Raw genomic sequence first — 24,944 nt, forward strand, 5'->3', positions numbered from 1 at the left:
GTGAGGCTGCCTGCGGCGTGGCCGGTGGGCTGGCCGCTGCGGTCCCGCTGCAGGGTGTCTCGCACGGCCAGCTCGATGAGGGTTTCCCGCGTGGTGACTTCATCGGCCTGACCCTGGGCGATGGCGGCGAGGCGCTGGTAGAGGACTTTTTCCTGCGGGGTGCGGGCGCTGCCTATCGGCAAAGCGGCGGCGGCACGAAAAGACGGTCGTCGTTTCCTTTCCGGTGGCACTTCGCCACCAGCTCCGGCCGGGCAGTCACATCTACAGACACCTTTTCAAATGCTCCAGGGGTCAATTCCTAGTGTTCCCGGTACTCCACCCACTGCATGCAGACGGCGATGCTCTGGCAATAACGCCCCGAGGCCGTGTGCTGCTCCAGGTCATCACGTTCCTCTTCAAAAAGCTCAACGGTGTCTTTGTCCAGCCCTCACTCTAGCCTAACAAAGGGTTTGTTCCTCACCAATCCAGCCCCCTCACGGCCACTTGCCGACATGGCAGGGGGAACCCCGGGGCACGCGCATGTCTCCCAGTAGATTTGCGTCGTTGTTGTGCGTCTGGCACTTAGCAGCCAGGTAGATCAACGCCTCAGGATCGTCCAGGACTTGGCCCACTTCTTCTTCCGTAACTTCGTAGCTTTCATCACTGGTCACATCACTCATGACCGTGGGCAGATCTACGCGAATTTGCAGGATGTACTTTTGTGACTTCTGATCATAACCAAAAGCGAACTGCTCTTTCTGGAAAACTTCGTAAACTCTGAATTCCCGTCCATTGTCCAGACTCATCTGAATCAAGCTTGAACCTCGCCATTTTCCAGGGGGACAGGGCTCCCCTCGCACGGGTGGCAGCGGTTGGCTCATTCGGTCATCATTCTCCCGTGCCCGACACTTGGCCGTTAACGCCTGTCGCGCAGCGGCGTCTTGAGACGCAAGCCAGTACTCTTCTGGCGTGAGTTTATAGGATTCCAGATACTGCCGGTTGCCATCAAAGATAGGGATGCTCAAAAGAAACTGGTTAGTATCCAGATCCTGGTCCAGGCACATTTTTTCATCTTCTAAGCTTTGGAGCAAACGGTATCGCATACCTATAAATCATAGGCTCAAGGGAGTCTTTGTCCAGGGACGGCAGAGTGACTCATTGGTATGAGGTGCCCCGCTTGCTTGGGATCGGGCCCATGAAACGGGCGTCGTTCTGGCGGTCGCAGCATTTTTTCTTGAGGGCGAGCAGGGCCGTCTTGTCTTGGCTGAGATGACGGTATTCCTCGGGCGTGAGCTCGTATTCCTCTGAGCTTTGAAAATGGGGAGTGATGTTCACTGGAATACTCAGGCAGTATTTCCCGGTCTTCACCTCTTGCTGTAGAGTAAACCATTCCGCCCGAAAGTTCTGCAGCGTTCTAAACGGCTGGTTGGGATCGACGTAGAACAAGCACCCACCGCGATCCCCAGTGCAGGGTGTCCCCCGGTCTGCTGGCGGCGGCTCCATGAGCCGGCTGTCATTCTCCCGCGCCCGGCACTTCGCCACCAGCTCTAACCGCGCGGCTACATCTGCAGACACCTTTTCAAACTCTTCAGGAGTCAGTTCATAGTGCTCCAGATACTCCACCCACGGCGTGCAAACGACGATGCTCAGGCAATAACGCCCCGAGGCCGTGTGCTGCTCCAGGCCATAGCGTTCCTCTTCAAAAAGCTCAATGGGGGTGTAATCCTGCATCTCTCCCGTTATAAGCTCAACGGTGTCTTTGTCTAGCTCTCACGTCAGCCTAACAAAGAGTTTGCCCATCACCAATCCAGCCCCCTGACGGCCACTTGCCGACATGGCAGGCGGAGTGACGGCGGACGCGCATTTCTCCCATCAGGCGGGCGTCATTGTTGCCCGTCTGGCACTTAGCCGCCAGGTAGATCAGCGCTTCTCTATCTCTTGCCACCGCCTCATACTCTTCAGGCGTCACTTCATACTCATCACTCCCCATCGCGTCCATGGGACCAATACTGGTGCAGATCCTGAGAAAAAAGATTCGAGAATCCAGGTTACAATCCAGGCTAAACATCTCTCGCTTAAACACCTGCAGCGTTCTCACTTCATCACCGTTGCGTTCATGACGATTGAGGATCAAGCCCTCCCCAAATCTCCAATCGTTGATGGAATAGGGTTCACCGCGCACCAGCGGCGGCAGCTCGACAAGACGGTCGTCGTTTTCTCTACGGCGGCACTTTTCAGCAAGGGATACCAGCCAGGCTGGCTCCAGACGTGAGCGCTCGTATTCTTCAAGGGTGAGTTCATATCGCTCGCCATATTGCCTCACCCCGTCAAAGACGGGAATGCAAAGACAGATCATTCCGGAATCCAGCTCACGATCCAGACAGAAGTTCTCTTCACGAAAAGTCTGCAGCAGGCGATACATCATGACTGGAAGTCATAGGTTTAAGGGAGTCTTTGTCCAGGGTTTATCCGTTCGTCCTCGAAGATCTAAAGTTGCCTCAGGGATGGGCTCGCGATCCGGTACTTTGGGCAGCAGACCACCAGGAATCCACCATGTATTGGCTCCATCTTCGTTCCCAGAAGGCACCACCAGTTTATAGGTCTCAGGTCCGGTAAAGTCCACTCGAACGAGGGCGGCCCCTTTATACTCACCTGGTTCCATACCCAGGGCCGTTTCCAGCTTGACTCGGTCACCCTTGGCATAATCCAGAATGGCCTCAAGCTGCCACGTTGGCATGACAAAGGTGGTGCCATCATCGCGCAAGGGGGAGTGTGTCTCGTAATCCAAGGCTTTCATGATCTTGGACACACCACCCTTGAACAACTCCAGATGCTCCTGGGTCCGCTTTTCAGGGAGGTAATCAGCAGGGTCCGGCCGGTGGGGTTTCCAGAGGCTGGTGATGCGGGAGGCGGTGTCGGCAGGCATGCCGTCACTCCTCAGCGTGGTGGACAGGAGCGGGCGGCCTGTGCGGCCACTGGTGCTGGAGGTGGCGATGCTCTGGGGTGTCTGGCCACCGTTTTTGAGGGCGGCGTCCCGGGCCAGGAAGATGTAGTCTTTCAGGTCGTCATTGAAGCCCGGCGTGCGGGCATCGCGCAGCCCAGCTTTGACAAAAAGCTTGCCCACTAGGTCGCTGAGGAAGTCCCACATCTGCCGGGCCAGCGGGCGCATCGCTTCCGGTGAGGGGGTGTTTTCCACCTCGCGGGCGAACCAGGCGAGCTTCAGCGCCTCCGGGTCTCCATCCAGGTGGCGGTAGGCTTTGTCACGGGCGATGGCATCCAGCTCGGTCCGGGGGATCTGCGCGCTGAACTCAACCCAGCGCTGATACCCTGGGGTGTGAGGATCCGTTTTTTTGACATCCCCTTTGTTATTCCCAAAGAGAATGCTGAGCCCATCGTAGCCGATGCGGTGGCGGATGATAGTGCGGGTGAGGGCCTGACTTTCAGTCTCCCAGGCCCGGCGGCGGACGTTGTTTGCCAGGATGACGGTGCTGCCGGTGGTGATGTCGAAGAAGCCCTCTTTCCCCTGCATCTCAGCGCGGGCTTTGTCGGTGAACGGGTGCTGCTGAGCGTAGTCGGAGGCCAGGGCCTCGGCTTCATTGCTGAAGATGAGGGTGCGATCATGGACGAGGCCGGGGGCCTGCTGTTGCAGACGGGTGACCACGCTGTCAATCTGCTGCCGCTGGGGCGAAGGTACCCCTGCGGGCAAAGCAGAACCAGGGGCGCTGGTGTCTTGACTGGACATGAGGCTGCGGGTGTTTGCCTCCTGGCTGAGTGTGTCCGTCAAATTGGCCGCGCCTGCCTGGGTAGCGGGTGCCTCCTCTATCGGCGGAGTCTCTAGCGGGGCCTGAGTGCTGACAGGCGCGGCAGAGCCGCCAGCGAGGCGTTCGATGCCTTTTTGGCCGCTTTTCAGCAGGCCTGCGGTCATCAGGCTGGTGAGCAGCTCGGCGGGTAGGTTGTTCCAATCGTAACCGGGGGTGCCCAGCAGGCCGCGATCCAGCACGTTTTGCTGGAGCAGGCTCGTCAGCGGGTTTTCAGCCACTTCTTTGCCCATGTCCACGGCGTTTTTGGCGATGCCATGCATGCCGTTAGGCGTCATCTTGTGCAGCGGGCTGAAGCGCTCGATCGCCAACTCCGTGAGGCCGGTGAGCAGGGCGTGGGCATCGCGGTACTTTGCCAGTTGCTGGGCGCGGGCTGGGTTGTTATCTGCCAGGGCCTGCTGGATGAGTCCCTCTGTCTGAACATAGGAGCCGCCCGCAGCGGTGATGAAGCTGCTGCCACCGGCCACGCCGATGCGCCCGGCAGCGACGCGTGCGGCGAGGGTGGTGCCACGGGCGGCCAGGGAGACGCCCCAGCCGCCGAGGAGGCCGGGGGCCATGTAGCCTGCCCCCTGCTGAAGGCCAAGGACGGCCTGGTTCCAGGTGCCGCCCTCTAGACGGCGGCGGGTGCTGCCAGGCAGGGCGGTATCCAGCGCCTGCTCCGCCGCATTCAGGCGCTGGAGGGTGACGGGGGCGTGAGGGATGCCCAGGCTCTCGCTGAGGTGACCGCCCGCTTGATTGAGCCCGTTTTCTTCGCCAAAGAGGCGGGTGACCAGGGCATTGGCATGGAGGCCTGCACGGGCGAGGCCTTTGAGGATCTCTTCCCCAGCGTTGTAAGTGCCCACGAGGCCTTCCCACTCGGGTTTTTTCAGCTCTTCCCGCACGCGCTGGTCCAGCAGGTAGCGTGGGCCCTGGGCGGCCAGCTTCTGCTGCTCGGCCTTGGCTTGTTGCACTTTTTGTTCGGCGTGTTCAATCTCAGCCAGGGCTCCATTGGCGGCTCCCATGGCACCGGGGCCCATGGCGGCCAGGCTAGGTCCGCTGAGGCGGGCGCGGGCGCTTTCGGCCTGGGCCTGGCTATGGCGGATGGTGTTTTCCAGCTCGGTGATTTTGGCCTGCACGTCTTCGGGGGTGACGGGCGGGAGGCTGCGCAGGTATTGACGATCATCGGAGAGCTGGATGAGGAGGTCCAGTTGGCCCTCGGCATTGAGTCGGGTGCCGTAGTAGGCCAGGGTGGTCTCGCCCTCCTTGACGCTGCCGTAGGTGGAGGCCGGGCGGGTGGCCTGGAAGGCGGGGGCCTCCAGCACGGCGTCCAGCTCCTTCATGAGGGGGAGGAACTCAGGCAGGATGGGCTGCTCGGGAGACTCCACTCTTTGCGCTAAGACGGCCTGAAAGCGGCGCATCTGCTCCGGGTCCGTGAGGCGGCTCTGGAGGATCTGCTGTTGGCTATCTCGCGCGACCAGCTCAATGAGAGTTTCCCGCGTGGTGACTTCATCGGCCTGGCCCTGGGCGATGGCGGCGAGTCACCGAGGCTCAAAAGTAAGGAGGCCCTGAAAGGGATTCTGTTTAAATTCAGGCATTGCCCTCGGCATCTAGAATGAAGTTGCCTGGATGAGTATAAGCAATGACTGGGCCAGTATCCGGATGACGCCACTTGTTATAGCCATCCTTGATGTATCCCTGCGCCTCCATCCAAGCGATGATCTGCGGCTCTGTCGGGGAGGTCCCTTGGATGAATGGCTGCGAGATGATCACAGAGGGGCCGTCTAGGTCTTCGATCATGCGCTCAAAGAAAATGTCATCTTGAAACAATTCGTTAGACCAAGCGATGTTGTGGAGGTAGTCCACCAAGTTGCCTCGATCACCCAAATTAGGTGCTTTCGTGGTCTTGATGACACGACCTGTTAAAGGGTGAGTATGCACGTCATGTTCGGCTCCGCCTTCCAAGCTCTTGAGGTTCTTCCTTAACTCTTGGAATCGCTCTCCGTGGACGAGCCATCCTCCGTCTCGGGCCCACGATACCAAGGATTCGGACTCGGCACGTATCCGTTCGCCCGCATCTGCGCGTGCATTTCTTCCTGCGTCATTTTCTGCGCGAAGTCTGCAGGATTGGTTAACGTTACCTTCAGAACTTCCCTCTACTGGGTGCAAAATGAAGATTTTAATGGGGTGTCGCCAGTCTTATTTGACGATTTGGTGATGATACGGGTCCTCAATGCTTAATCCTATTGACGATAAATACTAACCTAACAAAATTTGATTCTTTTGGAAGAAGGATCTGCTTGGACGGCTTTCGCATTCCAAGATTCTTGAGTCGCACTTCTGGTGCTTTTAAAAACGAATAAAGCCGTCAGCGTATGACGCTCGGCTCAAGGCGATGGCGATGTTAAAACGACGCTTCTATCCAGACGAAAGTTACGCTGAAGACCCATGAGTGATTTTTAGTGAAAATGCGAGCGGTCAAGTGCGATAAATATATTGGCTCGCTTTCAGAGTACTCATTTGCATGCGCTATCTTCGCCTGTTGGCAAGTGTTTACAGGCATTGCTCATGAAACTATTCCGTGGTTTTTTATTTTAGCGGTGTGAGCAACAGACGTATTGAGTGCTTTCCAAAATGTATAGCTCAAATCTGTAAAGTAGGCCTTCATAGCGGTGAGCTTTAAATGCTAATTTTATGCGGCTGTTCTTACTTTGGGCTTAACCACTCGACGCTGAGAATCTGCTCGACCTCAATCTTGCCTCCGGCTTCGGGGATGTCTTCGATGGACTGTTTCCAAGTGACTTTGCATTTTCTCCCCTTGAATGCCTGTGAGTTTTCTAAGGCTTTATCAAGGGACGAATCTGGTTGTAAAACGAAAAGTGAAAGCTCTTTGCCCGTCGAAGTGCGCAGTTGCCAATGTGAGTAATCGCCCTGTTCGATGCCGAGAAAGATGCCTTCAGTGACTTGAGTTTTGCCGGCTTGTTTTTTGTTGGTGGCCTTAAGCGCTTTGATAAAAGCTGTGCAGTTTTTGGTGAGGCGTTCTGTTTCGGCGGCGTAGTCTTCACCGTGGAGAATGCCGGTTGTTGAATCGTTGGTTAGCCATTTGAAGATATGACCATCTCTGAAATAGAGTCGGTTCTCGATTTTTTGTGGTGATTTGCTGAGATGGTTTCTGAAGTAAGTGCTGTAAACGAAAAGGGGTTTTTCATCTTCCAGGTAATATTCTTCTACGCCAGCACCGTCTTCGCTGGATCTAGCGACGATTTTTTTGATTTGTCCTTCTTTGATCCAGCCTGTCAATGCAAAGACCAGAGGAGTATCTTTATAGGTTGCGGTGGTTTTGAGGAGCGTTTTTTCTTGTTGCTTGATCTGCTGGTAAACAGCCCGGTGATGAGCTGTATCCTCTTGAGCATTGATGCCGAAAGGCAAAAGCAGCAAGCACGATAGGGCCTGGAAAAGATTACGTATTTTCATAAAGCTATAAGTCGCTGATACCTACGGTGAGGTCGACCCTGGTTATTAGCTCGCAGCTATCTCACCTGAGTTTTCTTGGTCTGGCGGTGGTTCGGGGGATGGTGGGACAAGTGCTTCTTTTTTCTTAAGTTTGGGAGTTGGCTTTTGGCCGGGTATGAATCCGTCTTTTTGATTGCCCCAACTGCGTGCTGAGTTTCCGCTTTTAAAGGGACGAGGCGATTTATTGGTTTGTTTCTGACTCCGCATGGACGAGGGAATTGATTGTGTGAAGTGTGGTCTGAACCTATGAGAAATTAAATGGTTGGGGAGGTGGGAGCTTTTGGCAAAGCGAAATCTCTTCGTTTTGTCTTTCGATGCTTCTACTTGTGTGGGCGTTTGATCCTCTGAGAATTCTGCGACAGATTGTTCTTGTGAATGCCTCCTTTTCTCGCCGCCCTTTGATAAAACCTGCTACCTGGATTGCACCGGCAGAACGGGGTGTTTTTGAGACGGCTGGCACCACGGCCCACCGACTGGCTTCGGGTCCCGATGGCTGGGTGGAGCGTCTTGGAGACGATGTGATGATTTCTCACAAAAACGATGTGGCTTTGGCGGAATTGATCTCTGGTCTAGAAAAGTGGGCGCAAGAGTCAGGCTGGTTTCCATCTCGTGTTTTTACGCGTTTTTTGCCGCTGAAGAATGATGAGCGCATCTCACCCATTCTGCGTACGGGGGATATGACATTGCCGCTGACCACGGTGGTCACTGAAAATGGTGTGCGCTACGGTCTTGATTTTGCAGCGGGTTACAGCCATGGCCTATTTCTGGACCAAAGGATTAACCGGACGCAGCTCCGTCTGCTGAAGCCTAAGCGGATGCTGAATACCTTTGCCTACACGTGTAGTTTTACGGTGGTGGCTGGGTTGGTAGGTGCTGAAACGTTGAGTGTGGATCTTTCCAAAAAATCTTTGGATCGTGGTAGGCAGAATTTGGCGCTGAATGGCATTTCTGAAGCTAAACATCGTTTTATCGCAGATGACGCTCAAGAGCTGATGCCTAGACTGGAGCGCAAAGGCGAGCGCTTCGATGCTATCATCTTAGATCCACCCACCTTTTCGCGCAATGATAAGGGGCGGTTATGGCAGGTAGAGCAGCATTTTGAAGACTTGGTCAATGCGGCGCTGGAACTTGCTATGCCAAAATGTGCGATCCTTCTTTCTACCAACTGCACGAAGCTGGACACCGTGGTGCTAGAGCGCCGTTCTCGGCAGTGTGCGAAGATCAAGCGACGTGCTGTGGACTATCTACGACTCGCGCCGCAAGTGGATTTTCCGAGCGGTCATGGTTCGAGTACCTTGTGGATGATGGTGCGATAAAGGGGCTAGAACACAGCCACCTTCGTTCACTGCTGCGAATCGTGTGGATGAAACCATCATCCCATCTTTTCATTTTAGCGGTCTGCTTCTTCGGTCCGCATTTAGCTTCTGCCGCATTGGATGCAGCTCCGAGCTCCGTTACTGCGGAGGTGGAAATGGCGACTCGTCTTCAAGTTTTTTTGGATCGTGCAAACTATGGTCCAGGGAAGATCGATGGGCACTACGGGGGCTTCACGGAAAAGGCACTGAAGCTTTATCGTCAAGCTCATGGCCAAGAGGTGGATGCAGTCAACGGTGCGCCGAATGAAAATAAGCCACCTCTGCCAGATCCCAAGGATCTGGATTTAGCGAGCGTGGGGCCGGCCTTCATTGATTACGAAGTGACTGACGCGGACCAGAAAACTGTGGGTGAACTCCCTCAAACGGTGAAAGCGATGGCTAAGCTGAAATGGCTGCCTTATGCGAGCCTTGCCGAAGCATTGGCTGAAAAATTTCACTGTGACCTGGATTTCCTCAAACAGCTTAATCCCGGCAAAATGGAAGGTGTGAAGGCCGGGCATAAAATCCGTGTGCCGAACGTGGAACCTTTTGATGTGCATATGATCAAAGACCTGCCCTTGCTGGATCTGAGCAAGAACGCTCAAGATAAGGAGCCGAAGAAAGAAAGTAAGGCGGGTAGCGCTCTACCTGATGAGACTGTAAAGAGTCAGGAGGAGATCGCTGTGAAAGTGGACAAGTCAGATAACATGCTGCGTTTGTTCGAAGGGGGGAAGTTGGTGGCTGCGTATCCGGTCACTATCGGTTCTGAACAGACGCAATCTCCTTTAGGTGAATGGAAGGTGCGAGGCATCGCGAGATTGCCTGATTTCCGTTACGATGAGTCGTTTTTGAAAACGGGTGAGCGGGGAGATGAGACTTACTTGTTGTCGCCCGGGCCTAACAATCCGGTGGGTGTGGTTTGGATCGCACTCAATAAGGGCGGAATCGGCTTGCATGGGACGAATGATCCTGATGCGATCGGCCGCAGTGCCAGCCATGGGTGTGTGCGATTGGCAAACTGGGACATCGTCCGTTTGGCCACCCGTTTGCGGGCAGGCGTAGCCGTTTCCATCCAGTAGTTACGCTCCTTGTTTTTTGCGGTTTGGCTTAGGCGTTTTGGGCGGCTTTGAATTGCCTGCGGAGGTGGGACGATCCGTTTCTTTAATTCTGGCAAAAATTTTCTGTGCGTAAGCCGAACTTTGCTCGGGTGTCATATCTGGTTTTTTGTCGAACTGAGCTTTGAGCTGGTCTTTGAACTTGCCTCGAGCTTCTGGAGAGAGCGAGGTGAACAGTTCGCGACCTTGTTCGCCTAACAAAGAGGATGTGGCGATTTTTTGAGTGGATTTTTTGCCTTTCTCTTTGTCTGCGAATTGGCTTTTAGGGAGGTCGCTTCTGCCATCCGTCTGGGGTGCCTGTTGGCCTTGGTAATGCATCACAAGGGATTCAGAGCCTACTTTCAGTTCAACTTGGGAGTTGTTGAGGTCTACCCCGGCTGTGCTGGAGGTAAGCTTCCAACCAAATTCATTAGGCTCATCGGTAACGAGGTAACTCTGCTTGGTAGCCGCGTTATAAATGGTGGCGACTGGGCGGCCTGATATGTAAGCCATGCCTTTGAGTTGGAGAGTTTCCTGCAAGTTCACTGAGCGGGTGAATGGAGAGTCTGCCCATAAGGTCTCGGCAAAACTGGCATCCAACGGCTGAGGTAGATCGAGATCCACTGCCGATGGTCTGTCCTCTGCCTGAAGACTGAGTACAAGCAGAACTGAGAGGCCGAAGCTGGTGGTAAAGATTTTCATTGGAAAACTCTTTCCCGTTAACGAAGGGGTCCCGAACCTCTATCACGAAAGAGGAATTTGTGATCGATAGCACTGTAAAAGAAAGCGCTTCTTTGATTGCACATGAAATCATGGTTTCATGTGGTCAAAGAAGCGCTCTGATCGGCTATAAAAAGCGACTGCTTACCCCATCCAAATTACGGGACGAGATCAAAACGACCTGATAAGATCGGGGCCTTGGCGGCGGTCTCATTGCCCACAGGGATCTGAGGCAGTAGGAAGTAACCGCTGGCCAGGAGACTATTGTCTGCTCCGCGAACAATCATGCCCTGGAAAGTGGCTTTACGCTGAAGCGTGCCATCTTTCAAAGTGAAGCTGCCTGTAAGGGTGCCGTTGGCGGCTTTCAGCATCAGGGTTGTTCGCCCTGGGTTTTCGCTGCTGCCTGGTGTTGGCAAGGTGAGTTTCAAGGATGGGCGCTGTAGGGAAACGCCATCCGTGATATTAGGATTGATAGAGGCGAGAGCAATTCCGCCCTGAGTGAAGACGAGCGAGGCTGGATCGCTGCTTGACGGCAATCCAAGAACCACGCTTCCTGCTGCGGCGCGGGCCAGATACTTGCCGTACACGTCCAAGGTAATTGGGCCGAAGGCGTTGGCATACGTCCGTGTCACCGTGGCTGGTTTGACCCAAGCTACAGTGCCATCGAGAACGTTTTCAGCGTAGTTGCCAGAGGCACCGAGGGTAAGGCCGAGGTTTCCCTGGATGGAGCCTAACTTATTGTAGAGTGACTGGAAGATGAGCACTTCACCATTCGGGCCGACAAAGCCTGAGGAAAGAATGGTGTTACCATCAGCTGTGCGGCCATTGACGGTGGTGGTGCCATCCAGAGCAATGGTGACTGCGGCATAACCGGAGCCTTGGGGAATGGTGACATTTCCGACGGAGCCTGGCTGGAGATCCAGTGCGACTGAGTAATAACCCATTTCATCCTGAGCTGGGTTGATGACTTTGTCGAAGGTTTTGCGCCAGCCACTGAGTCCAGTGAAACCTGCTGTGGTGGTGAAAGTGCCCCCGACTTCATTACCTGAGGTGAGGGTGAGTAGAATTTCTGTGCCGTCGGTCGCAGTGGCAGAGAGGGTGGGGTCTGTACCAGGAGTGGTATTGAGGAAGCCTTTAAACATCAGAGTCTTGGTGAGCTGCGTGATCTTTAAGGTGTAAGCGCCCGTGGTCGTCGTGGTTAGGTCAAAACGGCCCCCTGCATTTGCGTTCACGGTTGGCTCTGCTGAAACTGTCCCAATGAAGGTGCCGACGGCTGTTTTGGGAAGGGCTTGAATCACTAGAATTTCTTCAAAGACCTGCGTGTTGCCGCCTGCGAGTTTGGCGGTGATGGAGATGATATATACACCTGCTGTTGTGGCGCGGCCCGTGATAGTGCCGGTGGCTGGATTGAACTTGAGACCCTGAGGTAGTCCTGCAACTGTCAAGGTGGTGCCAGGCACTTTGTCGAAGCTAAGATCGACGGATGCGCCGACACTGGCGTCGGCAAATTCTGGGATCTCAACGAAACCTGTGGTGAAAGTAGCCACTGGTGAATAACTAGTACCAGCGATGGTGGTGGCATAGGCCTTAAAGCTGTAGGCTGAATTTCCAGTTAGACCTTCTACGGGAACGGTGAAGGTATTGGCCGTGCTCATGGTAGTGACTTGGGTCACGCCAGTGCCGCCGATAAGAGGACTCGCATTCGATGAGGTCAGGGAAATGACAATGCCACGATCAAGGATAGGCGCGCCACCATGGTCTGTGAGTGAACCGCCGAGAGTAGCGGTAAATGCCTCGACATTGGCGACAGTCGGCGAAATGAGCGTAGGAGCTACAGGCACTGAGAGGATGGATAGAGAAGACAAGGGCGTTGAGGTTACCCCGATCTGAGTAGTCGTCCCATTTGCGAGATTGATTTGGTACAAGGATGAAATTCCGCCGACATCGGAGACAAGCCAGCCTTGACCCACTGCAGGTGAATTGGAAGCGCTGACGGTCACAAAGTTAGGGATGTCAAAACCACCGGTCTTAGATAGATCGAGAATATCGCCTCCTAAGGTGATGGGGGTGCCTGCGGTGAGGGTACCAGCATTGGGAGGATTTTGGATAAAGAGCAGATTGTTGACATCATCCAGGACGTACTGAGTCGTCAGGGTCGTGCCACCAAAGCTATTGGTGTAAGCCGTGTGAGAAACGCCGTTGGCACCTCCATTGATTCCTCCGTCGGGATTGGTGCCTGCATCGATGGTGCTTCCATCCACGGCGGTGCCAGTCAGAGGATTGACTCGGAAATTAAGTCCGGTGCTGGTGACCACGCGGATGCGATCCACGGTAGGATTGAAATCAAAACCGTAACCCGTTGTAAGGGGAGACGGGAGATCAGTGGGGGTGCCAGCAGCATCTTGATAAGCGATCGTTCCGGCAGTCGTGCCGACGATGGTGGCTGCACCTGTTTGTGGGTCAATCAGGTAGAGAGTGGCTGTGTTTGTATCAGCATTGACGCCGAGGCTCATGAGTTGGCCTGTAGCAGGTCGCAAATCTGTGCCGATAAGAGTTTCTCCATTCATGATGCCGGTGACTGCGACTGTTGTGGTGGTCCCAGGTGTGAATGGTGAGAAGCGGACCAAGTTGGTGCCAGTAGCGTCCAGCGCAACCGCAGCGCCTAAGCGTGTGCGTAGAGCAAAGCTACGAACGGCACTACTGCCTAGAAAAGTGGCTGCACCGGTGTTGAGATTGATTTCATAAAGTCCCGAAGATCCTGAGGTGCGCAGGATTGCGTAAGCAAGGCCATTCATCGGAACGCTGTTACTGGCTAGAGCATTGACACCTGGCTCGATATCGAACCCAGCGACCTCCAAGATAGCCAGCGGCATTCCGCTAATGCTTACAGGAATAGCGTTGGTCTGAGTGCCGTTGTTGGGGGGATTCTGGATGTAGATAGAATCCGTCGCGGCATCCAGAGTGTATTGGGTGGTGATGTTCCCATTGTTAGGCTGGCTATTGGTATAGGCTGTGGCCGATACGGTGGTGGTAGCTCCATTGATGTTTGAATCAATCTGGTTTCCAGCCACGCCCGCGTTCGCATCTACGACGGCACCGTTGTTCGGATTCATGCGGAAATTCAACCCCGACGAATTTATGACGCGCAGTCGGTCCACAGCCGGATTGAAGTCAATATCCCACCCTGTAGTTGGTAGATCAATGGTTAGACCTGTGCTATCTGCGATAGAGGAAGAGGTTCCTAAAAGGACGGCAAGGCCACTGGTTGGAGAGACATGGTAAAGGCTCAGGGTTTCGGCCGTGGCATTCACACCCAAAGCGTAGAGAGCCTGATTTTGTGGACGCACATCCATGGTTACTAGGGTGTCTCCTGCCTGCACCCCAGTGATTGCAATGGAACTGGCAGGAGAAGAAACTGTGCCCAAGGTGGCTGTGGCGAGTGTGTTGTCTTCATTTAAAAGATACACTGGCGTGGTCAAATCTGCTGCATTTGCCCATGGAAGAGCCAATAAACAAGCGATGCTACAAAGCCAAGTTTTTGCCGAGGATGCGGGGCCTCGATGAAGCGCCGTCTGTTGGCTTGGTCGTGCCGGGGCTGCGCGGGTCCGCAAGGGTTGCGCATGGGAATGAGCGTTGAGTGTTTTCATGGTAGGCAGTGTGAGATTAAAAATCACCTTCTGGATTCAGCGAGGAATCCTGATCTGGCGATTCTTGGTCGGGTTATCCGATGGAGATGAGTCCATGGATTCAACTTTCCGAGAAAACATTCGCGGATGCCTCTACACCTGCGCTCCTGAATCGTGAGGAGGCTCTGGCTTTCTGATTAAGACCTTTAAGAGAGAAATCGTCCTATGGGCTAAACTGTGGCATTTTCCATTCGGATTGACCGGAACGTGGAATGATCTTCAAGAAAAAGCTGCGATGTGCAGATAAGAGTAAAGTAGCGCTGACATCGGGTGCAGAGGCATCTGCTCTAGGCATCCAGGCACCGGTGGTGCTGCTCTGGCGTAACCAATAGACCGTATAGATGGAGGCTCCTGGGGTAGAGTCTCCTGCCCAGAGTTGGAGCTGATCAGATACGGAACTGTTTTTACCTGCGGTGAAACCTTGGGTAGCAGCGAATTGTAATTGCTGTGGCGTGGCATCTACGGGCCAGGGAAGGGCTAACAAGTTATGCGTTTGATCCAAAGGACGCACAAAGACGCCGGTGCGCACATGACCAGTGAGGGTGTAGGTAACAGGTTGGCTGGCGATTTTGACCATGACACCCGTTCCTGGGGGAATGATCATGTCGTCATCCGAGGTTTGTGTACTATCGCCCGTCGGGCGCCATTCATGGCGGGTGGAGGAAAGCTCCAACCAATGTCTCTTCCACTCCAGTTGTTCGAAAGTCAGGACTTGATCTGCCTGAGTGGAGCTGTAAGCCCCTTGCAAATGTGTCTTTGGGAATACTTGATTGAGCGTGACATGGGGACGAATGACCACGCGTGCTCCGGCGAGGTCAGCGGGCAACGAAGCCAATGTGGAATGGGGGGAGTCCAGAGCCAGTGAAATGGTCTGGCCCACCATGCTGCGTATGTCATAACGATGACCAGCGTAAGCGCCATCCCGCACCTCTAAGTAACAAGGAGCATTCATGGGGGAGGGGACCAGGATGGAGCCTTGCACATGGAGAGAATCTGCGGAGGCAAGATCCGCCACAAAGCCAGCATAAAGGGGGGCATTGACCCAACTGACGCCAATGGTTTGACTCCCAGGAATCAACGCATGCTGCTGCCAGCATTGAGGAGTGCTGGCGGCCGAAATACCACTGCTATGGGTAACCCGGAGACGAACGATGCCCCTCTGGGCTGACTGCCCGGTAACATGGCTGATGCCTGGCCAAGTGAGTTGTTCTTCCTCGGCCCCAAGATCCGTCACTAGCGGTGCCAGTGAGAGGGGCTGCCAATCGCGTAAATTGGTGCTGGTTTCCAATTTAAAGCTGACGTCGGCAATGGTGCGGGGCCGAATAAGGTGGGCATCCACGCGGCCTTCTGGGGTGGTGGTGAGCCACCAGCCTGCATCATATTGATGATCACTATCCAAGGCATATTCGATGAGATCATTGACATCGTCCCCATCGAAATCCCGGTCTTTAGCATTGGAAGATCCAGGCAGGGGATCGGTGGTGCCCGGTGTGCTGCCACTACCATTGGCCACGGACGGAGTGCCGACGATTTGAACATTGTCAAAGGTGGCGGTGCAAAGTTCTGCGGCTCTGGATGAAGTGACAGCTAGTCCGACATGCATGGTCGTAGGGACTCCTTCCAGGGTAATGACACTGACGGGGGTCCAGCTTGTGCCAGTGGCGGAGGCGTAAGCGGTGAAAGTATTTCCCAAACGCACGAGACGGACCCAGTTGTTAGGCACGGGATTCAGGGCTGGACCTCCTGCGTAACTCGCTGCGGCATTGACGCCGGAGCGCCAGACGAAACCGAATCCGTTTCCAGCACTCGTGGGGGTGGTGAACATTAAGGCGTGACGTGAGCCTGGTGTGAGGGACTCGCGGAACATGACACCTGCTTTGCCCCATGGATTCTGATTGGTTTGGCTGGTGATGCGCGCGCGGATTTCTCCGTCCCCCACCAGTTGAATAGCTGCATATTGGAATCCATCCTGAGTGAAAAAGATGTCTTCACCCGCTCCTTTCAAGGTGTAGGCACCCGTACTGGCATTGTAGGTGGTGGACCCTGCGAGGGCAATATTCCCGACATCTTGCCCCTGGAGATTGATCATTGCTGGTGGAATATAGTTAACCAAGAGTGTGTTTGAGATCGTGCTGGGAGCGGCACTGCTGTTTTGTGCAGCACCGGCAGGAAGGGTGATGCTAACATTGCCTTCGGCTGTCGGTGTAATGGTGAGCCTGTATAGGGTGCCGCTGCCACTGAGATTGGAGGCCGTGCCATTTGTCACCGTAAAGTCAGAGAGTGCTAATCCAGTGACATTTTGAGTGAACTGTGCTTGTAAAGTAAATGCGCCAGTTTCTAGAGGGGAAGGGGATGACAATGTGACCGCTGGAGCGACGACGCTTTGAGCGCCCACGACTTGAACATTATCGAAGGTCGCGGTACTAAGTTGTGAGCGTGAGCCGGAGGTGAGAGCCAGGCCTACATACAGTGAGGAGGGCAGAGCTGTTAATGTGGTGCTGCTTACTTGAGTCCAAGCCGTGCCATTGGCGGAGGCATAAGCGGTCAAGTTATTTCCCACGCGCACCAGTCGAACCCAGTTGTTAGGGGCCGCATTCAGAGCGGTACCTGCGCTGTAGTTTGTCGCCTCATTGGCAGTGGTGCGTGCGACACTTCCGAAACCATTGCCCGCACCCATGGGAGTGGTGAACATCATGACGTGACGTGAGCCGCCTGTGAGATTTTCGCGGAACATGACACCTGCTTTAGCCCAGGGATTTTGATTCGTTTGGCTCAAGACTCGTGCCCGGATTTCACCATCACCGGTTAGCTGAGTCAGCGCATACTGGAAGCCATCTTGAGTGAAGAAGATGTCTGCTCCTGCTGCTTTTAATGTGTAGAGGCCGTTTTCAAAGGAGGTAGAACCACTGACTTCGACGGTGCCGACATCCTGTCCTTGGAGTGAGATAACGACTGGTGGCGAGTAGCTGACGCTGAGGATATTGGAGGCAGTGTTGGAGACGAAACCGGCATTGGTCACGGCGGCGGCGGGAAGGCTTAACGTGATGTTGCCTGTGGCCGTGGGGGTGACGGTAAGGCTATAGCTAGACCCGCTGCCTGTGAGGTTAGAAAGCGTGGCCTGTGTGGAGACAAAGTCATTTAAGGTGAGACCGGTGACAGGTTGGGTGAACTGCACCTGTGCGGTGAAAGGACCTGTTTCTAGGCTGGAGGCTGCACTGAGAATCACCGCTGGCGGGAGAATGGTCTGTGTGCCGGTGATCTGGACTTGGTCGAAGACCGCTGTGGTGGTTTCGTTGAGGCGGCCAGAGGTCGCAGCCAGGCCCATGAAAACCTGAGAAGGAAGGCTGGAAAGAGTGACACTGCTGACGAGAGTCCAAGTGCTGCCATCTGCAGAGGCGTAGCCCGTGAGTAAATTTCCGGCACGGACAAGACGGATCCAGTTGTTAGGCACAGGATTCAGGGTTGGGCCTTGGGCGTAGGCAGTTTCTGCATTGGCAACAGTGCGAGCTACTAAACCAAATCCATTGTTAGCTGCGGGGGGAGTGATGAAGACTGTGGCATGGCGTGAACCTGCGGTGAGGTCTTCACGGATCATTACGCCCGCCTTTGCCCAAGGATTCGTGTTGGAGAAACTACGGACACGAGCACGGATTTCTCCGTCTCCATTCAGCACGAGTTTACTGAAGTGAAAGCCGTCTTCGTTGAAGAAGATGTCTCGCCCCGAAGCCGTCAAAGTATAGGTGCCAGTGGAGGAGTCTAGAGCTGAGTTACCCGGCAAGAGTAGGCCGCCGATATCCTGCCCGACAAGCACGGGAGCAGGAGCTTGAAACACCATGGTTAACGGAGTCGATGCTAAATTCCCCAGGCCAGTGGAATCTTGGGCCACATTTGCGGCGAGAGTTAAAGTCACATTCGCCGTGGGTATGAGGGTGAATGTGTACGTGGTACCGCTACCTGATAAAGCGCTAGCGCTGCCGCCGGTGACGTTGATGTCGGAAAGGGTGAAGCCCGTGACCGGGTGACTGAAAGTCGCGGTCACGGTGACGGGCTGCGTGATCACGCTGCCTGCTGTGCTGGCTAAGATGACGGTCACTGGAAGTGGTGCAGTGGAGGGATTGTCATCCAATTGCTGGAGGTAGGCCGTGAGATTGGAGAGCTCGGGATCGGTCAATGTCACGCCACTGTGAGCGCGAACGGCGTCGGTAAGTGTGGCGGCAGAGCCATCATGAAGATACGGGGCTGTGGCCCAAAGGCCGCGAAGAGTGGGCACATCTAGACCTGTGAGGTCTCCATTCAGTCGTTTGCCACTGGAAGGCTTCAAGGTGCCGATGCTGCTGAAGATGTTCAAAGCGCTGTTGGAAAAGGTCGTGCCACTGTGGCAACTGGCGCAGTTCTGCTGACGGAAGATTTTTTCGCCTTCAGTGGCTGCTGCGGTCAATTGACCTTCTGAACCGCGATGAGGGCTGCGAGACTCGGAAGTGAGTGATTTGACATAAGCGGCGATGGCGTCCAAATCACTGCTGAGGCCTACCTTGGCATCGCCTAACGGTTGATTGCGAGTGCCTGCATTGAATTGGGCGTCCGGCATCAACCCGGTGCCCCCAGCGAGATTGCGGATCTGTCCTTCGAAGTCCTGCACTTCGTCGAAGTTGCCAGACCAATGCAAGGCTCCGTGATGGCCATGGCCACGTAGGGTGATGGTGTTGCGCAGTCCTTCACCGAAACCAGTTAGATCCCAGGTGCGACCGTCATGGCCCCCATCATTGTGGCAGCCTGCGCAGGAAATGTACTCCTGGAGAGCGAGTCGGCTGTCCACAGCATCGTAAAAAAGCTGTTTGCCTGTTAGAACTTGAGGGGACAGTTTTTCGGTGTTGCTGGTGCTGACGGTGATGGGGGCAGGGGGCAATTGCACGCCGCCATTCAGGATCGTGCTGACATCATGAATGGTGACGCTGCGGTCCATAAAATTCTGTACGTACAAAGTGCGACCATCGGGAGAAAGCGTGAGCCCCTGAGGTGCGCGGCCAGCATTGAAACGCAGCAATTCTTCTTGAGACCAAGCCGCTACAACAGCGACGGAGCGGCTGCTCTCTAACGCAACAAACAAATAACCGCCCCAGGGGTCGAAGACTGCGGCACTGGGCATCCCCGCATTGTCAAAATCCACACGGCCAGCATAATCTTCCGTTTGGGTGGTGAGATTGATGCGGCTAGCGATGGCACGAAGAGTTTGGTCATGATTTAATCCGATGCCGTTGCGAAGTGTGCCACGTTTGATGTTATCCTGTTTGGACGGCACCCAACCGTAGAGGCCATCTGGAGATAGGGCCATCGCGCCGAGGTAGTTAGGCAGACCTTTGGCGGAAGTCGGTGTGTCTTCTGCTTCGCTGTGCTGGAGCAAGATGGTTTTTTCAATGGCTAAGGTGCCTGCATCCAGAACGACGACTTCGCCACCTTTGCCACTGGGATTAGGGGCAGCGGTATTTTCACCTGGCACGGAGGGACTGATAAAACGGCTGGCATAAACGCGAGTACCATTCGCATTGATCGAAAGGTGGCGCACGTGCTGCCCGGCGTTTTGGGCAGTTATTGTGGCCCCGGTGGTGGGATTGAGTTTGAGGATCTGACCGGATCCTTCAAGAGCCACAAAGGCAGCGCTGCCATTGGGATCAAAAGCTAAGCCGAAGGGGCGTGAGCCTGGTGGCAATGTCACCGTGGAGACAACGGCAAAAGAGCTGCTGTTGAGAATGGACAGGCTAGCGCTTTCTGTATTGACCACCCAGATGCGTCCATCTGGGGCAATGGCCACACTGCGAGGGGCTTTGCCAACATTGGTTTCAGCTAGTTTTGTTTTTGTAGAGGCATCCAGGATAGCTACCGTGTCGCTATCTGGATTGACTACCCAAACGCGGTCATTTCCCGTGGCTCGGTCTTCAAATACAATGCTGGTCGAATGGGTCGGCTTTTTCCCCGTGAGAGGTGCATGGATGACTTGATAAACACTGGTGGTGGCGATGATTCCGGTGTCATCGGTGGCCGTCAGGCTGACCAAGTAGCGGCCTGGGGATGAGTAAGGGTGCAAGGCCAGCGTGGCACTGCTGTAGGCAGTGATAGGACTGCCATCTCCAAAGTCCCAGCGATAACGCGGATTGGCCCCACCACTGCTTTGAGCAATGAAGTTGACACTGACACCGGTGATGACGGCGGAGGTGGCTAGCGGTTGTAGCACCAGAGTGCTATTGATTGTCCAAGAAAAGCTCACGTTGATGGGGGGTGTATTGCCATCACTCACAATAACTGTTGGCGTGTATGTTCCAGAGGCCGTGGGGGTGCCGCTGATCACCCCTGTCGTGGCATGAATGGAGAGACCTGGAGGCAAGCCTGAAGCAGTGTAGGCGAGTGAGTCTTGATTGATATCGGCAGCGAATATGGGCCGATTCACTGCAATACCCATAACCCCGTTCTGGGCGCCTGGATTGGTCACGACTGGTGGCGTTGGGAGAGCAAAGGCGTTGCTGAAAAAGCTCCAGCTTAGCACCTCATGGGTGTTTGTGCTTCCTCCAGTAGCGCCTGTGAAGCCGACCCAGGCACTCGGGCCAATGAGGCTTGTCAGATCAAGCCCCGTTGTTGTTAGAATCGGTGTCGCTGGACGTGTGGTGACGACTCCTTGAGCCAGATAAACACGTAAAGTATCGGTATGACCATCGTACTCAGCCCACAGGGTGTGATTAGCTCCATTTTCAAGATCGAAGGGCGCTGTGTAGGTGGAAAGGTGCGGGGAAATGATGCCACTGGTCAGCACGCCGATGTGATTGGCATTGGGGTCGGTACCGCCGGCATAGGTATCCAGTTCGATCGCAAGACTTTCTATGAGCCCTTCATAGCCAAGGCCGCCACCTGCACTGCCGACTGCATCAGGTCGGTCATTCTGTAATACGAAAGTCATGCCATCGGCACCATCGCCAGAGCCATTCATGCGAAAAACAAAACGAGTGCTGAATGAGGTGCCCTGAGTGATGGGGACTGGCGTTTTCAAAAAAGCGGAACCTGCGAGGTTGGCGCCATTGGGGGTCAGTTGAAGCACGCCCCCCGTGATACTGGCGCTGCCATTCAATTGAAGGCTGCTATTGCTGCTGCTGAAGCTGGCGAAATCATGCGTGATGTTGGCCGGAGTGATGGTCCAGGTGAAGTCGGCGCTAGCGGTTGTGATGCCATCACTCACGGTGACGCGGGAGGCATATGTGCCTGTGCTAGTAGGGGTGCCGCTGATGATGCCCGTGCTGCTCTGAATGACAAGACCCGGAGGCAGGGAACTGGCGCTGAAACTGAGGCTGCCATTACCAGGTGCAAGACCGTAAACCGCTAAAACGGTGGCTGCATTCATGGCGCTGAATTGGCTGCCAGGATTGGTGATGGTGACGGTGGTGGCTGGGTCCACCTGAATGATCTTCGCTTCAGAATATGCACCATCAGCTCCGATGCCAAAAAGCATCCAGTATCCCGGAGTCATCACATTTAAATTTGCGTGAGATGTTACAGCGTAGATGCCTGGAGAAGTTTCTGTGAAAGGCAGTCTGAGGTAGCGCAGATCCGTGTTCATCGAGTGTGTCTGGGAAGACATTTTGATGAAGCTGAATTTGGTCAGACCTGGTGTCGCCTGAACGCTGAAGGTCATGCCCGTGCCGATGTAGGATGGAGCCTGCTGGATGACTGGGCGCACGGCCGCGGTGCCGTCAGCCTTAAAGAGCATGGGCGGAGTGTAGAGTTGTGCATCGCGATGATCGGCACTGTTGCCAGACAGCCCACCGCCACCTGACCACACACGGCCGTCGGGTAGCAGCAGGGCGAGTGAGTGATAATTGCGTGGGACACTCATGTCCGTGACTTCACGCCACTGACCGGTGGTGGGATTCCAAATTTCAGGCGACAGGATGCTGCCTGTATCATTGAACTTCAGGCCCGACGAGTTGCCTCCCATGACCATGACTTCGCCATTGGGAAGGATGACCGAATTAGCAAACTGCCGGACATACTTCATGGAGGACGTAGCCGCGACCACGGGGGTTCCGCTGCGGATATCAATGGTGAAAGCAAGATTGGTACTGGTGCCTGTTGAGCTATCGTTTGGATTTGAGTTGGTATTGAGAGAGCCGCCTGCGACTAAGATGCGGCCTTCATCATACATGGCAAAACAGCCCTCTTTAGGATAATGCGTGCCCGGGACATTGACCCCACTATAGGTTAGACTGCCGGTGCCTGAGGTGGTGACCCAGTTCATCTGGCGGGTGGGTCCCCCATGGAAGAGACGCCCATCAGGAGCGATGACCATCAGGGGATGCCAGCGGGTGACGTAGCCGGGCTGTCCCACCACCGTGGCCCAGTTGATGCTGCTGAGTCGTGTCCAGTTATTAGCCGCAGTCCAGCGTTCGGCCGTGTTAGTTCCGCCATCTCCTGTGACGGTAAAGATGCTGCCATCGGTCAATGCGACGCTGGTATTGTACCAGCGTCCATCGTTCATGTTAGGCATCACGGCCCATTTGCTGGTCCGCCAGTCGAAGATGCTGGTCAGTCGCGTGGTATTGCGCCCGCCATTTACAACCAAACGGCCATCTGGAAGCAGCACGGTACCCCCGCAGAACATGTCGTGGCGGTTGTTATTGATCTCCGTGAAAACGCCTGTAGCAGGATTCCAAACAGCGGCATAGGTGAACTCTGCGCCGACAGGGAAAGTGGTACGTTGATTGGAGGCAAAGGTCAGCAGGCGACCATCTGGAAGGGTGGCCGCAGTGACCGGGATGTGCGGTGTCCAACTGATGATGGGCGACCACACGCCCACTTGGTTTCTCTGAGTCGGCGTAGGTGCTGGGCCAGTGGGAGCGATGAAGGTGGGGGCTAGCATCTGAGCCTCCGCTGAAAGTAGGTCTGACAAAGCGTGGTCATCTGCGGCTGAGGCACGACCGCCAAGAATCAACCAGCCGGTGCAGATCACAAAAAATACAGAAAACTTCATCATGGTCGGTTGGCTAGTTTGGAAGGAGCTGGCGAAGCAATAAAGTCCTCGTCGGTGAGGGTTTTGAGGAAGGCGACGAGTGCCTGTTTTTCTTCCTTTGTCAGTTGCAGGCCAGCATCGGGATGTTTGGCCAAATTGGGGTCAAGATTCTCGCTACGCTGCACGCCTGTGCTGTAATGCTCCACGACTTCTTCCAGCGTGGCGAAGCGGCCATCGTGCATGTAAGGGGCTGTAACGGCAATGTTGCGTAAGCTGGGGGTTTTAAACTTGCCTTTGTCAGTCTCTAAGCCAGTCACCTGCATCCGCCCGAGGTCGGAAGAAATGAGGTCGAGACCATTGTTTTTGAATTGATGGTCAGTGAATAAAGTGCCGCCGTGGCAATGAAAACAATCGGCGCCACGAAGGCCACGAGCTGGATCAAATTCAGTCACGAAGAGTTGCAAACCACGCTTCTCTTCCTCTGTCATGAGGGCAACTTTTCTCACGGCGCGGTCAAAGCGTGATTCTTGGGAGATCAAAGATAACAAGTATTGCTCCAGAGCTTTAGCGATGAATTCAGGTGTGATTTCAGTGGTGTTGAAAGCTGCAAAGAAAGCCTCTTTGTGATCTGCGATTTTTGCGACCACCCGCTCCAAGCTTTCATTCATTTCATGCTTATTCTGAATGGGCAGCAAAACCTGTTCACGAAGGTTTTTTGCGCGGCCATCCCAAAAAAAGGCAGGTTCCCAAGCTAAGTTAAAGAGCGGCATCGCCTGGCGCACCCCTAACGTGCCCTCAGCACCCAGGCTGAATTTTCGAGAGTCTGCAAAAGCCGCGCTTCGTTGGTGGCAACTGGCGCAAGACTGGCTGTTATTGATGGACAGACGAGGATCATGAAACAAGGCTTCGCCTAAGGCCACGCCTTGTGGGGTAAGAGGGTTATCTGTGGGGAGTGATACCTGTGGGAAACGACTGGTGATGGCTAGGTTATAAAATTCCGAATGTGCTGATGCGGAACTGAGAGTCGGCTTGATCAAAGCGGGGGCTTGATAAAGATCGTGATGAACTGACTGGAGGCTGAAGGCTTGCTGAATGTTTTTCCGAAGGAGCGGAATCAGGGGATCCCCGTCACGTGAATGCGTGGAAGTGCCATGATGGGCGAAATCCACGCCTTTCAGGAGACGGGAAGCATCCAGACGCAGTTTCACGGTTAGCGGTCCGCCACCTTGAAAATCTACAGGTATCACTACGTGGATTGCATGGGGTGCCTTGGCGAGATGGTATGAAAAACCACCTTGTGTGGCATCAGGCCGCACCCAATGGCCTTCGAGGGCCATGAAGACGTAACCTCCCTGCCAGCCCCAGTGCAAGCCGCAGACGTCAGGGTGCAAGGCGTGATCTACCGGACGCTGATTCGGATCTGATTGATCTGCCTCAGGTGGCAGCCCCACATCAAAACGAATGGCTGTAAATTTTCCCGCAGGAATACCTTCAGCACGGGCTTTGAGACGACCTTTCTGAAGACTGTAAAAAGCGAACCAATCGGAAGATTCCAGCCAAGTCCCATCTTCTCGTTGAAGCGCCAATTTGGACAAAAGAAAATCCAACCGCTGTATTTCGTAGGCGGAATCATTGGTTTCTTCAGATTTGTTTTTTGATCCACGCGGCAGAATCGGCTGCACCTCAAGCTCGAAGACCTGAGCTTGTAAGACAGTCACCCATAAACAAGCTGCCATCATCACAAGGCGTGTCAGCTTTAGGGTTGAGATTGAAATCATGATTGATTCTCGAATTTGAAAAACAAATCGAATATG

Annotated in this window: 13 protein-coding genes; 2 read left to right on the forward strand and 11 right to left on the reverse strand. The window is 54.6% G+C overall.

Features of this window, described 5'->3' with window-relative positions; all coding sequences use genetic code 11:
• The 7 genes from HNQ64_RS15805 to HNQ64_RS15835 form a co-directional block, all read right to left on the reverse strand.
• Positions 1-182: hypothetical protein (locus HNQ64_RS15805; RefSeq protein ID WP_184210340.1), on the reverse strand; the 182-nt coding region annotated here is incomplete at its 3' end.
• A gap of 291 nt (positions 183-473) precedes the next feature.
• On the reverse strand, positions 474-1,082 hold the full coding sequence (locus HNQ64_RS15810) for a hypothetical protein (protein ID WP_184210342.1): 609 nt from the start codon (positions 1,080-1,082) through the stop codon (positions 474-476).
• A gap of 52 nt (positions 1,083-1,134) precedes the next feature.
• Positions 1,135-1,710 carry a hypothetical protein gene (locus HNQ64_RS15815; protein WP_184210344.1) on the reverse strand — a complete coding sequence of 192 codons (576 nt, stop codon included), beginning with the start codon at positions 1,708-1,710 and terminating at the stop codon, positions 1,135-1,137.
• 49 nt (positions 1,711-1,759) lie between these two features.
• A complete protein-coding gene (locus HNQ64_RS15820; protein WP_184210346.1) occupies positions 1,760-2,404 on the reverse strand; it encodes a hypothetical protein in 645 nt (214 codons plus the stop codon).
• 9 nt (positions 2,405-2,413) lie between these two features.
• Positions 2,414-5,194, reverse strand: a complete 2,781-nt coding sequence (locus tag HNQ64_RS15825) for a hypothetical protein (protein WP_184210348.1) — start codon at positions 5,192-5,194, stop codon at positions 2,414-2,416.
• 169 nt (positions 5,195-5,363) lie between these two features.
• Complete coding sequence (locus HNQ64_RS15830) at positions 5,364-5,942, reverse strand: putative polyvalent protein kinase domain-containing protein (RefSeq protein WP_343075903.1); 579 nt, start codon at positions 5,940-5,942, stop codon at positions 5,364-5,366.
• A gap of 537 nt (positions 5,943-6,479) precedes the next feature.
• On the reverse strand, positions 6,480-7,247 hold the full coding sequence (locus HNQ64_RS15835; RefSeq protein WP_184210352.1) for a hypothetical protein: 768 nt from the start codon (positions 7,245-7,247) through the stop codon (positions 6,480-6,482).
• A 437-nt stretch (positions 7,248-7,684) separates the two neighbouring features.
• Here HNQ64_RS15835 and HNQ64_RS15840 point away from each other — a divergent pair, with 437 nt between their 5' ends.
• Both HNQ64_RS15840 and HNQ64_RS15845 read left to right on the forward strand, forming a co-directional pair.
• Positions 7,685-8,602, forward strand: coding sequence for a class I SAM-dependent methyltransferase (locus HNQ64_RS15840; protein WP_184210354.1), 918 nt, complete (start codon positions 7,685-7,687; stop codon positions 8,600-8,602).
• Positions 8,603-8,649: 47 nt separating this feature from the next.
• Positions 8,650-9,720, forward strand: coding sequence for a L,D-transpeptidase family protein (locus HNQ64_RS15845; protein WP_184210356.1), 1,071 nt, complete (start codon positions 8,650-8,652; stop codon positions 9,718-9,720).
• On the opposite strand, the gene HNQ64_RS15850 is transcribed toward HNQ64_RS15845, so the two are convergent.
• The 4 genes from HNQ64_RS15850 to HNQ64_RS15865 form a co-directional block, all read right to left on the reverse strand.
• Positions 9,721-10,437, reverse strand: coding sequence for a hypothetical protein (locus HNQ64_RS15850; protein WP_184210358.1), 717 nt, complete (start codon positions 10,435-10,437; stop codon positions 9,721-9,723).
• A gap of 176 nt (positions 10,438-10,613) precedes the next feature.
• Complete coding sequence (locus tag HNQ64_RS15855) at positions 10,614-14,102, reverse strand: DUF4394 domain-containing protein (protein WP_184210360.1); 3,489 nt, start codon at positions 14,100-14,102, stop codon at positions 10,614-10,616.
• Between the two features lie 202 nt (positions 14,103-14,304).
• Entirely contained in the window at positions 14,305-23,154 is an 8,850-nt protein-coding gene (locus HNQ64_RS15860) for a lectin-like domain-containing protein (RefSeq protein WP_184210362.1), read from the reverse strand.
• Entirely contained in the window at positions 23,151-24,908 is a 1,758-nt protein-coding gene (locus tag HNQ64_RS15865; RefSeq protein WP_184210364.1) for an MbnP family protein, read from the reverse strand. The genes HNQ64_RS15860 and HNQ64_RS15865 overlap by 4 nt, the downstream gene beginning before the upstream one ends.
• Positions 24,909-24,944: the final 36 nt, after the last annotated feature.

The organism is Prosthecobacter dejongeii (assembly GCF_014203045.1).
In the GTDB taxonomy this organism is placed as follows: domain Bacteria; phylum Verrucomicrobiota; class Verrucomicrobiia; order Verrucomicrobiales; family Verrucomicrobiaceae; genus Prosthecobacter; species Prosthecobacter dejongeii.